This is a genomic window from Rhizobium sp. BK313, assembly GCF_014193655.1.
Taxonomy (GTDB): Bacteria; Pseudomonadota; Alphaproteobacteria; order Rhizobiales; family Rhizobiaceae; genus Rhizobium.
The window spans coordinates 185,920-199,443 of record NZ_JACHZQ010000009.1 but is presented as its reverse complement, the minus strand read 5'-3'; the positions used below and the strand labels follow the sequence as shown (position 1 = coordinate 199,443).

Here is a 13,524-nt window from a genome sequence, read left to right as displayed (position 1 = left end):
GTGGTCGACGACAATCTCCAGCTCATCGACATCGCGCCGGGCATACATATGGAGCGTCACATATATTCGCACACAGCGTTCAGGCCCAGCATGGCAACCGATCTGCGATTGATGGACGCGCGCCTCTTCCGGCAGGAGCGAATGAACCTGATCAACGATATCGAGGCGAATCGGTAAAATGGGTCTATATCTCGCATTCGCCGCGTGGGAGGTGACAGGGATAAACATAGCGCTCGATCTCGGTTTCGTCCCCGGCGACAGCTTTGAGACGATCGTCGAGATTTACCAGCGCGATGAACTTCAACGTGCTTGGCTTGGCCTAAGCTCACATAATTATCGGAGGAATTTCGATGCTCCTGGGCGTGATTGCCGACGACTTTACCGGCGCAAGCGATATAGCAAACACGATCGCGAAAGGGTACCGCACAACGGCGGGGCTTTCGACGACCCAGTTCTTGGGCATTCCCAATGAGCCCGCGCCGGGCGATTGTGAAGCCGGAGTCGTGGCTTTGAAAACACGCTCGATACCCGCCGCGGAGGCTGTCGCGCAATCCCTGCAGGCTTTATCGTGGCTCCGAAAGCAGGGGTGCCGGCAGATCGTGTTCAAATATTGTTCCACCTTTGATTCAACGCCGGAAGGCAATATCGGCCCGGTTGGGGAGGCGTTGGCGTCGGCTCTTGGAGCGAAAGGCGTCATCGTTTGTCCGGCCTTTCCGGGTGCAGGTCGGACGCTTTATCAGGGCAATCTCTTTGTGGGTGACGTCCCGCTCAATGAGTCCAGCCTGCGCACCCATCCATTGAATCCGATGACGGACAGCGATCTGCGACGGTGGCTGCGACTTCAAAGCCAGGAGCCAGTCGGCTTCGTTCCCTGGCGTGTCGTGCGCAACGGCGGAAACGCAATTCGCAACGCTCTTGACGAGGCCGCTCGTCAGGGCGAGGTCCTTGTGGTCGTTGACGCGATCTCGGATGAAGACCTCTTGGAGATCGGCGAGGCGGCTGCTGGAGTGCCGTTGCTGACCGGCGGTTCGGGCATCGCCCTTGGGCTTGCAAGGAACTTCGCCGCCGACAGATCGGCAAGGTCGGCGGGTCGCGGTTTTGAAGGTATTGCGGGGCCGGAAGCGATCATTGCAGGCAGCTGTTCACAGGCTACGTTGCAGCAGATTGCCTATCATGCCCAATACCATCCGGTGATGCCGATCGCGGTGGAAACGGTGATGGACGGTGCTCTCGATGTCTATGCAGTAACCGATTTCGTGCTCGCGCACGGCGGGAGGGCACCGCTCGTCTATTCCTCCGACACACCGGAGAAGGTCGCGGCTCTGCAGGACCGCTATGGCAGGGAGACGGTTGCAGGACGTCTGGACAATCTGTTTGCCGCAGTTGCCCGGGAGCTTGTAAGTCGGGGCATCAGGCGTCTGGTTGTCGCCGGCGGCGAGACGTCGGGCGCCGTCGTCTCAGCACTTGATCTGGATGCGTTGACGATCGGGCCGGAGATTGCGCCTGGTGTACCCGTGCTGACGAACAAGGCGCCGCTCGCCCTGGCGCTGAAATCCGGCAACTTCGGACAGCAGGATTTTTTTGAACGCGCTCTTGCCATCATGGAAGGCAAGCTGCCGGAGGGAGGGAGGCTTACGTGACGGAAGCAAAAATTCGAGAGGAATTGGTGCTCCTCTCGAAATCACTGTTCGAACGCGGTTATTCAGTCGGATCGGCCGGCAATATCAGCGTAGCCGTGGACGATGGGATCCTGATTACTCCAACGAATTCCTGCCTCGGATTTCTCGATCCGGCAAGGATCTCGAAACTGGATCTCAATGGTGTCCACATCTCCGGCGACAAGCCGTCGAAAGAGGTCTTCCTGCACCGAGCCTTCTATGAGACGCGTGCTGCGACTGGTGCGGTTGTACACCTGCATTCGACCTGTGCTACGGCCTTGTCATGCCTTTCCGAGGTCGATCCGGATAATTGCATCGCGCCGATCACGCCTTATGTCGTCATGCGCGTCGGCCAAGTGAAGCTTCTCCCCTATGTCAGACCAGGCGATCCAGCCATGGGCGACATGATACGGGCGCTGAAAGGCGAGGTCACAGCCGTACTTCTCGCCAATCACGGGCCGGTGGTCGCGGGTCCCGATCTCAGGGGCGCTGTCTTTGCCGCCGAGGAGCTGGAAGAAACCGCAAAACTCATCATGATGGTCCGCCAGCTTCCGCATAACACGTTGAACGCGGCCCAAATCGAAGAGCTGCTCGCCACCTTCGTGAAAGGCAAGTAGTTCCTCGAAACCTATGACAAATCGCTCTCGCCGGCTATCGGTAAATGGTGCGAGCGGTAGTGCAGTGCGATAACGCAACGCACCGCCGGATCGCCATGACCGACCATTGTGTGGCGCTGCTTCAAGTGGCTTCATTTCTCATCAGATATTGAGGATTGATAGCGTTGGCGCTACTTTTTTTTAACTAGGTCACTTCATTCGATATTGTAATTTTCATGGGACAACCACGTCAAAGACGAGGTGACCATGAAAGAACTCCCGGTTTCATCGCGGATTATCAAATCCGTTTTTTTCCACCCGGACGACGGCCGACTTTATATTCGCTTCAGGAATGGCGAGGAACGTCTCTTTACGGGCGTTCCGGAAGAGGCTGCTTTGGCTATGGTAGCGGCGTCCTCCCCCGGCCAGCACTACATCGAACATATCCGTACACGCTTCGAGCGCGTTGCTTAGGCGCTCGACGTTGGGGTGGGTTACACGTCTGTAGCCTATTTCTCCCATGGGGAATTTTCGCGAAGAGCGCGCTCATTTCGCCGAGCAAAGGCGAAAGCATGTCAATCGACGCAAATGCGTAACCAGCACCTGTCTTTGGCGCATTTCGCAAGTACAGGTTGAACGTTTGACAGCACTAATTTCATTAGCATAATGTAAATGAGAATTTGCAAATTCCCATTGAGTTGGCGTTGCTAATGGTGGGATTGCCGCCCGGAATCGATCAGGTGCAGCCGCTTGAGTTCGTCATTTATTAAATTATTTATACATAATATTCGAAATAGCCATTTGATGCTTGCCGTGCGGTCAGCATCGGGGATATCGGCCCGTTGAGTCCTAGGGCGAGGGGAGATTGAAAGCGATTACGAAGCCGGAAAGTTCCCAGGATAAGACGGAGACCGGAATGGCAGCCAGTAGCGTTTTTAAGTCCGATATACCCCTGCCGGCCAGCAGCGCACATGAAGTGCTCTTTTCGTTTTATGACTGTGATTTCAACCTCATAATGTCGTCCGAGAGGTTCAGGACACTCTACGGTGACGACAAGACCTCTCACGCCACGCTGTTTGGAATATACCCGGAGTTGCAGGAACCGGGTATGAATATATTCACGGAGCAGACGAGCAATGCTGGATGGTCGCGGAATGTACAGTTCCAGAGAGCAGGCGAGGGGTTATCCGATCTTATTCTATTTCGACCGGCCAATGGTTTTGCGGTTATTGAAACAAGGAACTCGATTCGGCAGGATCCGTCGTCCGAAGAGGCAGACAGGGCGCTTCTGCTGCATGAAGCCAATCACGATGCCTTGACCGGTCTACCGAACCGGCGACAGTTCGGTACACGACTACGCGATGCCTTATCTGGCGGACAGAGGGGTGTCGCGCTGATGCAGCTGGATCTCGACGAGTTCAAGCCGATCAACGATACTCTGGGCCATGCCGCGGGTGATATCGTCTTGCAGCAAACCGCCGAGCGTATTCGCAACGTTCTGGGAGCAGGTGAAACGGCATACCGGCTGGCCGGCGATGAGTTTGCCATAATTCAGCTCCAGAATGACCAGCCGGCAGAGGCGGAGCGGCTGGCGGATTCGCTGGTAAACGCTTTCAAAAAGCCATTCCTGGTGAATGGCATCGCAGTGTTTTCAGGCGCAAGTATCGGCGTAGCGCTTGCTCCGCGCGATGGCAACGAGGAAGACCAGCTGATGCGTGCCGCCGATATCGCTCTTTATGCTGCGAAAAGTGAGGGAAGAGGACGCGCTCGAACATTTGAGCCAGCCATGATGATGGTTTTGGAACAGAGGGAGTTGCTACGGCGAAGCCTGCGTGTCGCGCTTCAGCATGGGGAGTTTTTTATTGAATACCAGCCGCTGGTGGACTCTTCCGCTTCTGTCATCGGCTTCGAAGCATTGTTGCGATGGCAGCATCCGATCATGGGTACCATTCCACCCTCCGCGTTCATACCAATGGCAGAGGCCGATGGAATGATGCCGGAAATCGGCCAGTGGGTCTTGGAAGAAGCTTGTCGGCAGGCGATAAAGTGGCCGTCACACTGCACGGTGGCGGTAAATCTCTCGCCTGCAGAATTCTTGACCGGAGGTTTCACGGACCGGGTATCGCAGACGCTGGACACGATCGGACTTCCGGCCGAACGTCTTGAGCTCGAAATCACCGAAGGTGTTTTGCTCGAACGCACGATCAATAATCTCGATACTTTGAATACCCTCAATGTTCTCGGTATTCAAATCTCGCTTGATGACTTTGGCACCGAATATTCTTCTTTGAGCTATTTGAAGAATTTTCCCTTCGACTCGATCAAGATCGACAAGTATTTCATAAAGGACCTGACGAGCGACGATAAAAGCCAAACAATCGTCCGTTTTATCATTGCACTGGCCCATGGGCTGGGAATGAAGGTCACTGCCGAAGGCGTGGAAGATCAAGCTCAAGCCACCTGGCTGGTTGCTGCTGGCTGTGATCGTTTGCAGGGATATTTTCTTGGCCGACCCCTGCCCGCGTCTTCAATCCTAGAGTTTCTCCAGCGTAACGATGCGACCGGGTGGCACAGCCGGGAAAAATAAGCAGTGGGACTAGAGGGACCAGTCGAACTAGTCCCTTGGATAGTCGCGAATATTTGGAAATTCAGGGGGATCGGCCTTGAGCGAGCAGAGCACAGACCGCACCACATTCCCATTTCATCCGATGCTGGAGTTGGAAATGGAAATGGAAATTTTCATGTCGGATTGGCTCCATTGCAATCAGTTGTCGAACTACGTTGCGCGCATGGTGAGTCATGACCGAAGCGATCCCGTCCGGCACGCCAACCTTCTTTCATCCGCCCTAAACGAGCTTTTTGAGATCTCATTTCGCTCGGGCTGTGCTCCGGGGCGACTTCACTGCAATATTTCCCGCGGGGATAACTTAGAGCGGATCGCTTTGACGTTTCCCTGTGCTTCCGAGCAACATCACCTCTACCGTGATGCAACTGCCCACGCTTCGGGTGGCGGCGCTCTGCAAAGATACCTCGAGGCACTCGCTGACGAAAATTCCGCTCAGGAGGACATCGTTTTGCTTGGCTTAGCGGTCAACTATGACGCATCGCTATCGTTGCAGGAGGTGGATGATCAGGCTCTTACCGTGGTTTTGGACATTCCAGTGGAGGGATTACTGAATTGAGTTCGCACGAACCGGTTCCGCTGTTTTCGGCTCAGTTCGACTTAAACAGTCAGGAGTTTTCGCTTTCAGGCATCCTGCGGCCGCTGTCACCTTTCGAGATCGCTGAGACGATCGCCCTACTCGAAAAGAGCATCAATCAAGTTAAAGGCGTGCTCTATATAAATGTTAAACGTCTCATTCATATGAATGCGACGGCGTATCACGCCTTGGCGCGCCTGTTGGTGAATGCCAGCAGGTCACGGCGAGACCTTCGCTTTGTCGTCGTGACGTCCAGTGTCGTTGGCTGGGCGACCAGAACATTCCATCATCTGAATTCCATCGAACCGAAGATTGCGGTCGAGGCGTATGATTCCGCGTTTTATCCGGGCCAGACCTTCGTCGAAGACCAGAGCTTCATTCCTATTTTGCGGACTCAGACGAAAATGACCTGGCGCCATGAACGCGAGATTCTACCGCGTCACGGCATGCACGCTGGCATTGCTATGGCGGACATTTGCTGCGGGATCGGTGATTTCGCCGTATTGGTCCACAAGGAATTCAAGCCGGCAAGAATCGTCGCGCTCGATCATTCGATGGGCAGCCTCGAATATGCACGCAAGGTCGCTGCCGATTTCGATATCCGCGATATCGAATATACCTATGGCGACGCATCGCAAATGCTTCTGGAAGACAATCAGTTTGATCTGGTGACCTGTCGCCATTCGCTGCAAATCTTCAATCGGCCCGACATTCTGCTCAGAGAACTCTACCGCATCTGCAAGCCCGGCGGACGCGTCTACATAACCAACGAAAAGAATTCCCATTGCCTTGGCGAGCCACGCGCGGCAAGCATACAGTGGACGTATAACGAGGTGGCGACGCTGTTCAGTCATTTCGACATGGATGTCGAAATGGGCCCCAAAAGCCGCCGACTCCTGTTGGAGGCGGGTTTCGAGGCCATCGAGATGGAAAGCTTCATGGTCAGCAACCTCGACGGTGATCCGCAAGATTTTGCGGATGTCATCGCCGCCTGGGAGAACGTTTACGCCGGCGAAATGTCTGTCCGCCGGGGCGACACGCCGGAATTCATCAAGCGTTTCCGCCAGGGCTTCCAGGATCACATCTTCGCCGCCCTTCATCCGAAAGGTTATGCCGGCTGGCCTATATGGGCGGCCTCCGGGCGGAAGCCGCTATGAACAGGAAAGTTGGTCGATTTGTCATCCCCAGCATCCGGTCGTTTCGGGCGAAATTCGTCCTCGTAGTGGGAGGCGCCGTCCTTTTTGACCTTCTCGTCAGCGGTGGATTGGCGCTATGGAACGTGCAGCGATTGTCCCGCGACGCCACTTCCGAAGTGGGCCAAGGCCTTGAACGAGCGAGCCAGGATTATATCCGATCCTACGCAGACTCGACGGCCGCTCGTGTCGGGCTGCTTCTCAATCAAGTGCATTCGGATGTCAAAACGCTCGCAGGCGTTCTTCAGTCTCAGATAGATCATCCCAGCCGAAACGATGCGATCGGCGAGGCGCTGGCACGTTCCGAGCCCGGTGCCATCAAGCTTACTTACGATCCAAAAGGTCATTGGGCCCAGAATCTTCCGGGTTCGCCCTCCGTGATCAGCGTTTGGGGCTATTTGCTCGACCAAAATCATCAGCCGTTGCCCGCTGTGCAAAAGGATATCGAGACCAGTACGGTTGTCGACCTCGTTGCGCCGAACTTGTTGAAGAGCGGCTATTCCAAGCTGCAGATGTATTATATCGGGCCCAAGGAGCGACCGATCTTCAGGACGGTGCCTTACACCGATCAGGCGCAGACCTTTGATCGTCTTTATCCCGGTCACAACGAGGCCAATTTCTGGGATTTTTTCTTTCCCGGCCTATACGAATCCTGGCAGCAATGGGCCCGTGATCCGGGTACGCGCCCTGTCGCGGACGACATCACGCAAACCGCACCCTATACCGATGCGATTACCGGCAAGTTGATCGTCAGCTTCTTCAATCCTCTCTGGTCTCCCGACCGCCGGGAGGTTGCCGGCATTGCCGGAGCCGATATTACGCTGGATCAACTGGCCGGGATCGTCGAAAGCGTGAAGGTTGCTAATACCGGCTTTGGCTTCTTGACGATGTCGAATGGCAATGTGGTCGCCATCAATCCCGCAGGCGAAAAGATTATCGGCCTGCGCTCATCGAGCGAGACCGGCGACAAGGGCGTGACCGGCCTTGACCGCTCGTTCCACAACAGCACTCAGAAGGCGTTAGCAACGCTACCTTTGGATCGCGATGGTGTCATTCAGCATATCTCCCTTGAGGAGCAGGGAGAGAAGATCCCTTACCTGGTTGTCGTGAAACAGATAGCGCCAACGAACCTTTGGGTTTCCGGGCCGGTTCAAAAGGAAGCAATGTCGCTCGGAATCGTCGTGCCGGAGCGGGAGATCTATGCCTCTCTTTTTGCCGCGCAAGAAGAAATATCGCGTGCGACAAACCGCATCCTTATCTATCAGATCCTTGCGATCTTGATATCGCTGATGATTGTCACCGCGGCGGTGTTTGCGGTTTCGAAGCGGATTACCAGCGGCATCAGCGCGCTCGCGAGCGCGGCGCGGCGCATTCAGGCAAAAGACTATTCGGTAAGGGTCGATATTCCGTCGCGCGACGAGGTCGGCGAGGCCGGCGTTGCGTTTAACCGCATGGCCGAGGACATAAGTTTTCACACGGAAAACCTCGAATCGCTTGTAGAGGAAAGAACCAAGGAAATCGCCGAGGCGAAAGAGGAAATCTCGGTGCTGAACACGCAATTGAAGAGCGAGAACCTTCGGCTTGGCGCCGAACTGGCTGTCGCTCAGCGGATACAGCTCATGGTCTTGCCGCGCGCGAACGAGCTTGCCGCCATCGAGCAATTGGAGATTGCCGCCTTTATGCGCCCCGCCGATGAGGTCGGCGGTGACTACTATGATATCCTGCAAGACGGAAAAAGGCTGAAGATCGGAATAGGGGATGTTACCGGCCATGGCCTTGAAAGCGGCGTGCTCATGCTGATGGTTCAGTCCGTGGCGCGTGCATTGCAGGAGGCGGGGGAGACCAATCCGGCAAAGTTCCTGAACGACCTCAACCGCACGATTTACAAAAACATCGAGCGAACGAAGACCGACAAACACTTGACCCTTGCCTTTCTCGACTATGACGGTGAACGAATGACGCTCTCCGGCCAACACGAGGACCTGATTGTCGTGAGACAAGGTGGAGAGGTGGAGCGGATCGAAACCGGCGACCTCGGGCTTCCTGTCGGGCTCGATTCAGATATTTCCGAATTTGTCGATACCAAAGATGTCACCTTTGGAAGTGGCGACATCATCGTTCTGCACACGGACGGCGTCACGGAAGCCGAGAACCGGCAGGGCGAGTTGTATGGAATTGAACGGCTTTGTGAATCGGCCCGCGATCTTTATGGAGGTAGCGCCCAGGATGTAATGAACGGCATTCTAGAGAATCTCATGACTTATATTGGGTCGCAGAAGATTCACGATGATATAACCTTGGTTGTAATGAGACATAGGTGATAACATGACGACAGTCGTGTTTGGGCTGGAAGATCTTGTAACAAGCAGCGCAGGCGACGCTACTTTGCTCCGATTGCTGGATGGGCCACTCGATCTAAGTTGGTCCCATTGTTCGATGACATCCGATTTTATCGCTGAAATAACGGCTCTGCGTTACAGAAGTTTGCGTAAGGTCTATCATCAGGTGCGTCATGACATCGGCTACGTAGCCAATGAGCTTATCGAAAACGCTGTGAAGTTTCGCGTGTCCGGTGAGATTGATATTTCGGCTTCGATTGAAGGAGAACGGTTTCGGATGAAGGTCTCGAATTTCATCGACAACGAAAATGCAACGCGTTTTCAGCATCTGCTTGCTCAGCTAACCGCCGATGACCCTTCGGAATTGCTCATTCGGCAAATTGAGAAGAACGCCGCGTTGACGTTCGGCACGGAGTCCGGCCTTGGCTTACTGACGCTGATGAGTGACTATGACGCTGACTTGGCGTGGGTTTTTGATGCGAACCAGCCGAACGGTCGAACGCATCTCGAGACCTATGCTTCTTTGCCAGTCCCTTCCGTCCAAAATCGCTGAGTTTTGACTATGGAAATCAGAGGAGAGGCATTTCGCGTTTGGACCGAAGGATACGTCGTGTTCTTCGACGGTTCCATGCGTTTGGCGGGATCAGATGCTTACGCTCCGATCTTCCAGTTGGTTATGGATCTGCTCGAGAAAAGCCCTGAGCGGCTAACACTTGATCTCACAGGGCTCCAGTTTCTGAATTCTTCAGGCATAAACCTGCTTGCGAAACTGACGATAGAGGCCCGCAAACGAGCCGACGTGCGCATGACGGTGCGTGGTTCCAAACAGATTTCGTGGCAGCAAAAATCCCTTCCGAATTTGAAGAAGCTTTATCGCGATCTAGACCTCCGACTCAATTAATTTTGCAATGTTTGTAACATTCGGCTCTGACATAGCGGGCCGAATCGCCTAACCTTTCGGCGACGGATATTACTTGCGGCAAAAGACAAGGTGCCGCCTTCGATGTAAAAGCAGGGTTGCATAAAATCTCGCAGTGATTGAGGATTTGACACAATTAGCCCTTCCGATGTACTTATAAGTTACTAACATATGAAATTCAATTAGCCCGACAACGCCGTTCGGTTGTATCGTTTCTGTTGTCTGGAAGTTCCCACAAATGGCTTGGCGGCCCCGCCCACAGTCGAAACAATGACTGAGAACAGCATTACTGGAGGTGTCTCTCACTATGTCCAAGGCTGTTTCCGATCGCGGACTGAGTTTTGCCGCACAAAAGGTCAGCCAAATTGATGCTCCGGAGAAGGTGCTCTATTTGGAGTGCTTCGCGCGGATTTCGGATGCTCACGGCGTTGTTCACAGCGCGAGAGATTTTGCGCCCTATCTGGAATCCTCCATGGCTTCCTTCGATCTTGATGCGCGTATGCTGGACCTCATTCTGTCGAATTTGGCCAAAGATCAAAGTCTTGTTCTCGGATGCAACATTTCCGCCGCCAATTTGGCAGCCCCGGACCGCTGGAAGCAGATTTTCCGCCAAATCGAGCGCCATTCAGAACTCGCTCAGCGGCTTGTTCTTGAAATAACGGAAACTTATCCTCTGGTGGGCGAGGGTATCGAGAGGCTGAGGACCGTTCGCGCGCTTGGCTGCCGGGTGGCCATTGATAACTTCGGCGCCGGTTTGGCCACGCCTGCGCGGCTGCTGACAGTCCCGGCCGACATAATCAAGATCGACGCTTCGCTAGTGCGAAATGTCCGGATGTCTCAGAAGGGGCAGAGCAGCTTGCACTATCTTGTCGGATTTGCGTCTTGCGTTGCCCCGATCATCGTTGCCGAAGGCATCGAAAAGACGGAGCACCTGGAGGCTGCACGCGCTTCCGGCGCAACTCACATGCAAGGTTTTCTGTTCGGAAAACCGGCCGCGTTACCAAGTCGGTGAGCTGAGTCGGAAGACGATTGCTCAGGCTTTTGGACCCAAGCGACCAACTTGCCTCTTTCCGCGCTTCCGTATCGATGACCTCAGCAATGGAAGCGATGAGTTCTCGTGCTCGTTCTAATTTTTAATGGATTCATTAATAGAGGCCCGATCGAGCATCATTGGCGCAAGCCCCTGAGTTCCATCAATAAAATCGGCAGCGGGCCAATGCAATGCTGGATATCACCTTGGTCGCGTTAACTTTTTGTTAACCATAGCAGCGATACACATGGTCAACGAATTATTTACATAGATGACCAAAGTGCTAACAGACGCTCGCTCGATCCGCATCAAAGGCCGTTCTTTCCTGGCGGTCATGCTTTCCCCGGATCTTCCCATCGATGATTGGTTGATCAGGCTGGATGATCTCGCTGCGCGTTCGGCGGGCTTCTTTTTGGGGCGTCCGGTCGTGCTCGACCTGACGGATCTGTCGATTGACCGGTCGCAGTTGAAGGATCTGATCGGAGAACTTGCCCGGCGCAATGTGAGCATCATGGGCATCGAGGGTGGACGTCCTTCAATCCTGGGGCCGGGCATGCCTCCTGCGCTCAAGGGCGGGCGACCCGTTTCCGATTTCGAGGTTCCCGTGGCGGAGCCGGCTGTCGAAGTGCGCAGCAGACCAGCGGCGATCGAGACTCGTCCGGCAATACAATCCATCGTCATCCGGGAACCGGTACGCTCGGGTCAATCGGTGATCTTCCCGGAAGGCGATGTCACCGTTATCGGTTCGGTTGCTTCGGGTGCCGAGATCATCGCCGGCGGATCGGTTCATATCTACGGCAGCTTGCGCGGCCGAGCCATGGCAGGGTCGGTCGGAAACGCATCGGCGCGCATCTTCTGCCGGAAGCTTGAGGCTGAACTGGTGGCAATCGACGGCATCTACAAAATGGCAGAAGACATGGCTCCTAACCTTCGTGGACAGGCCGTCCAGCTCTGGCTCGAAGGCGACGCGATCATGGCAGAGAAACTTATCTGAGCCGGCAGCCGGCCAGGACAGAGGAGAGCAAGATGGGGAAAGTCATCGTAGTCACGTCGGGCAAAGGCGGGGTCGGCAAGACGACTTCGACTGCCGCACTCGGAGCGGCCCTGGCGCAGAGAAATGATAAAGTCGTCGTCGTCGATTTTGACGTCGGGCTGCGGAATCTCGACCTTGTGATGGGCGCCGAGCGAAGGGTCGTCTACGATCTCGTCAATGTCATTCAGGGCGATGCCAAGCTTCCGCAGGCGCTGATCCGCGACAAGCGGCTGGAGACGCTGTTTCTGCTGCCGGCATCGCAGACCCGCGACAAGGACAATTTGACGCCCGAAGGTGTCGAGCGCGTCATAAACGAGCTGAAGCAGCATTTCGACTGGATCATCTGCGACAGCCCCGCCGGGATCGAGCGCGGTGCTACCCTGGCCATGCGCCACGCGGATACGGCGGTGGTCGTCACCAATCCGGAAGTCTCTTCAGTACGTGATTCGGATCGCATCATCGGCCTGCTCGACTCCAAGACACTCAAGGCCGAGCGCGGCGAGCGCATGGAAAAGCATCTGCTCCTGACCCGGTATGACGCCAACCGCGCCGAACGGGGCGATATGCTCAAGGTCGACGACGTTCTGGAGATCCTCTCCATTCCGCTCCTCGGCATCATTCCCGAAAGCATGGATGTTCTCCGCGCTTCCAATATTGGCGCGCCCGTCACGCTGGCCGATAGCCGCAGTGCACCCGCAATGGCGTATTTCGATGCAGCTCGCCGGCTCGCTGGTGAGGTTTTACCGATCACAATTCCCGGAGAAAAGCGGAACTTTCTCGGCAAGATATTCGGACGGAGGGCGGCATGAACATTTTTCGTCTTTTCGGCAAACAAAGAACCGCACCAGCGGCTCGAGAACGCTTGCAGGTGCTTCTCGCCCACGAACGCTCATCGGTAGGGTCTGATCTGGTATCACTGCTGCGGGAGGAAATCCTTGCTGTGATAGCCAAACACGTGCAGCTCGACGGCGACAAGGTGCAGGTCAAGATGGATTGCAACGAGCACGTCTCGACCCTGGAGATCGACGTCGAAATCCCGCTAAACGCGGTTGTGCAAGCCGCTTAAAAGAGACGTTCGATAAGCGCACTCAATCAGGCGGTCTTGGACCGAGCGATTGAGCTAGCTGGTAAGACTTCGTCGGAGAAGCCCCTATCTCGGAACGCGGATCAGATAACGGCGTCATCCGCGTTCCCAGAGTGAGTGGGTTTAGTTACGATTGTAGTGAGCAGTAGCTTCGTTCTTAAGCTGTGCACGGAGATGCGACCCACTGGGCGGTTACCAAGGTTATGCTGCCCGCATGCGATATCGGCTCATCCAATTCATCTGGTCGAACCGCATCTCGGGTACTCTTACTTATGGTCGCGCTGCTGCCGCGATTTTGCTACCGCACAGTCAATGTGACAATACCTGCCACTGTGCCCGCCCTTAACGCCAAGTTTAGCAAGTTCGCGCTAAAGTCGTGTCCTAACTTTGGTGATTGGTGCGTTTTACATGGGTTATGGTGCATTGACGGCAACACCTCAGCCGTTATCTAGGGCGATCACCGGGGCAGCCG

General features: G+C 55.1%; 13 protein-coding genes. All 13 read left to right on the top strand.

Annotated features, from left to right (window positions below; genetic code table 11):
- Window positions 1-350: 350 nt before the first annotated feature.
- Window positions 351-1,640: a 3-oxo-tetronate kinase gene (otnK, locus tag FHT86_RS33295; RefSeq protein WP_133711189.1), complete on the top strand. Its 1,290-nt coding sequence runs from the start codon at window positions 351-353 to the stop codon at window positions 1,638-1,640.
- On the top strand, window positions 1,637-2,275 hold the full coding sequence (gene otnC / locus FHT86_RS33290) for a 3-oxo-tetronate 4-phosphate decarboxylase (protein WP_133711188.1): 639 nt from the start codon (window positions 1,637-1,639) through the stop codon (window positions 2,273-2,275). Before otnK ends, otnC begins: the two co-directional genes overlap by 4 nt.
- A gap of 246 nt (window positions 2,276-2,521) precedes the next feature.
- Window positions 2,522-2,728: a KTSC domain-containing protein gene (locus FHT86_RS33285; RefSeq protein WP_133711187.1), complete on the top strand. Its 207-nt coding sequence runs from the start codon at window positions 2,522-2,524 to the stop codon at window positions 2,726-2,728.
- 442 nt (window positions 2,729-3,170) lie between these two features.
- A complete protein-coding gene (locus FHT86_RS33280) occupies window positions 3,171-4,841 on the top strand; it encodes a putative bifunctional diguanylate cyclase/phosphodiesterase (protein WP_133711186.1) in 1,671 nt (556 codons plus the stop codon).
- A 76-nt stretch (window positions 4,842-4,917) separates the two neighbouring features.
- Window positions 4,918-5,436 carry a ubiquinone biosynthesis methyltransferase UbiE gene (locus tag FHT86_RS33275; RefSeq protein ID WP_246779778.1) on the top strand — a complete coding sequence of 173 codons (519 nt, stop codon included), beginning with the start codon at window positions 4,918-4,920 and terminating at the stop codon, window positions 5,434-5,436.
- Window positions 5,433-6,611: a class I SAM-dependent methyltransferase gene (locus tag FHT86_RS33270; RefSeq protein WP_133711185.1), complete on the top strand. Its 1,179-nt coding sequence runs from the start codon at window positions 5,433-5,435 to the stop codon at window positions 6,609-6,611. The genes FHT86_RS33275 and FHT86_RS33270 overlap by 4 nt, the downstream gene beginning before the upstream one ends.
- Window positions 6,608-8,968, top strand: coding sequence for a SpoIIE family protein phosphatase (locus FHT86_RS33265; RefSeq protein WP_133711184.1), 2,361 nt, complete (start codon window positions 6,608-6,610; stop codon window positions 8,966-8,968). The genes FHT86_RS33270 and FHT86_RS33265 overlap by 4 nt, the downstream gene beginning before the upstream one ends.
- Window positions 8,969-8,972: 4 nt before the next feature.
- A complete protein-coding gene (locus FHT86_RS33260) occupies window positions 8,973-9,539 on the top strand; it encodes a slr1658 superfamily regulator (RefSeq protein ID WP_133711183.1) in 567 nt (188 codons plus the stop codon).
- 9 nt (window positions 9,540-9,548) lie between these two features.
- Window positions 9,549-9,887, top strand: coding sequence for a slr1659 superfamily regulator (locus FHT86_RS33255; RefSeq protein WP_133711182.1), 339 nt, complete (start codon window positions 9,549-9,551; stop codon window positions 9,885-9,887).
- A gap of 325 nt (window positions 9,888-10,212) precedes the next feature.
- On the top strand, window positions 10,213-10,917 hold the full coding sequence (locus FHT86_RS33250; RefSeq protein WP_133711181.1) for an EAL domain-containing protein: 705 nt from the start codon (window positions 10,213-10,215) through the stop codon (window positions 10,915-10,917).
- 289 nt (window positions 10,918-11,206) lie between these two features.
- Entirely contained in the window at window positions 11,207-11,929 is a 723-nt protein-coding gene (minC, locus tag FHT86_RS33245) for a septum site-determining protein MinC (protein ID WP_133711180.1), read from the top strand.
- A 32-nt stretch (window positions 11,930-11,961) separates the two neighbouring features.
- Window positions 11,962-12,777: a septum site-determining protein MinD gene (gene minD, locus FHT86_RS33240; RefSeq protein WP_133711179.1), complete on the top strand. Its 816-nt coding sequence runs from the start codon at window positions 11,962-11,964 to the stop codon at window positions 12,775-12,777.
- On the top strand, window positions 12,774-13,034 hold the full coding sequence (minE, locus tag FHT86_RS33235) for a cell division topological specificity factor MinE (protein ID WP_133711178.1): 261 nt from the start codon (window positions 12,774-12,776) through the stop codon (window positions 13,032-13,034). Before minD ends, minE begins: the two co-directional genes overlap by 4 nt.
- Window positions 13,035-13,524: the final 490 nt, after the last annotated feature.